The sequence below is a fragment of the Acinetobacter sp. FY683 genome (assembly GCF_059515885.1).
In genome coordinates this window covers 1-1,261 of the sequence record NZ_JCAKNA010000059.1, presented here as the reverse complement: position 1 = coordinate 1,261, position 1,261 = coordinate 1, and the positions used below count along the sequence as shown (strand labels likewise).

Below are 1,261 nucleotides of genomic sequence, written 5' to 3'. Positions count from 1 at the left end.
GCATGCGGTGATTCCACCTAGAAAAAATGCGAAACCATGGAAAGATACAAAGAGTAGCTCGCTAGAGCGAAATGAATTACTTCGAACAATTAAACGTTTAGGCAGGACACTATGGAAAAAATGGTCAGGCTATCATCGGCGAAGTTTGGTTGAAACTAAGATGCATTGCATCAAATTATTAGGAGATAAACTCAGTGCAAGGAGTTTTGATAGCCAAGTGAATGAGATCCATGCACGTGTAGCAGTCCTTAACAGATTTACGGAATTAGGTCGACCACTTACCCAAGTTACGCCTTAAATTTGGCTCAATTAGGTGCGCTTTGCATTTCAAATCTTTGTGCAACAAAGCCAAATCATCATATAAGCTATGAAACAGATATTGCTCACAATATTTTGGAATTTATCTTAAATAATGATGAATATATAGCTTGGTTACCAGACTTTATGATTAATGATTATTTATCAAAAACATTATTTACTTTACCCGCCCCAAATTGGAATATAAAAATGTATATAATTATATGCAAAAAAAAGAGTAATCAAGATTACTCTTTTTGGAATAGGATTAAATAGAAACTTAAAAATTATATTTTACACCAGCAACAACCATATTTTTCTGATCAATACCACTACGATTTTCACCACCCACAATATATTGCATCCATGCGTTTGTACTTTCATTTAACTTACGGTTTAATTTGGCTGTTATATGTCTAAATACAAAATCTTTTTTTGTATTTAAAAATAAATCACCTTCATATTCTCCTTCATTATTGAAATATGAAAAACCTCCCGTCAAATCAATATTCCATTTATCATTCAGTGGATAGTTATAACCCAATGTCATATACGTATCCCCTTGGTTTGCATATAGAACATCGTCAAGATATGTCATCAAACTGATATTTACTCGATCGTTACGTTCTGACAATTTTGTGCTTAAATTTATCCCTGATTCAAAACCTGTTGAATTTTTTCCACCTGGATAGGGTTTTGTTGCACAAACCTATCTGTAAAGGGTTTTTCAGCGATATAATTTTCAAATGAAGAAGCCTACACACAAAATCTACCRCACAACCAATTGGCCCGCATATAACCGAGCACTCATGAGTCGCGGAAATATTGCCATTTGGTTTGATCCTGCTACGCAATGGTATGCGCCATCAAAAGGCAAACAAGGGCGAAATCAAACCTACTCCGACGCAGCCATCCAATGCTGCTTAATGATTAAATCCTTATTCCGTCTGTCTTTACGTATGGT

Annotated in this window: 3 protein-coding genes; 2 read left to right on the top strand and 1 reads right to left on the bottom strand. The window is 34.9% G+C overall.

All coding sequences use genetic code 11. The features are described from left to right. Nucleotides 1-298, top strand: a 298-nt coding sequence (locus AC5YDH_RS14825; RefSeq protein ID WP_279043810.1) for a transposase, incomplete at its 5' end; no start/stop codon positions are given. A gap of 279 nt (nucleotides 299-577) precedes the next feature. Here the strand turns inward: AC5YDH_RS14825 and AC5YDH_RS14820 are convergent. Continuing rightward, entirely contained in the window at nucleotides 578-931 is a 354-nt protein-coding gene (locus AC5YDH_RS14820) for a hypothetical protein (RefSeq protein ID WP_496120584.1), read from the bottom strand. Nucleotides 932-1,043: 112 nt separating this feature from the next. Between AC5YDH_RS14820 and AC5YDH_RS14815 the strand changes: the two genes are divergently transcribed. Further along, nucleotides 1,044-1,261, top strand: a 218-nt coding sequence (locus tag AC5YDH_RS14815) for a transposase (protein ID WP_496120583.1), incomplete at its 3' end; no start/stop codon positions are given.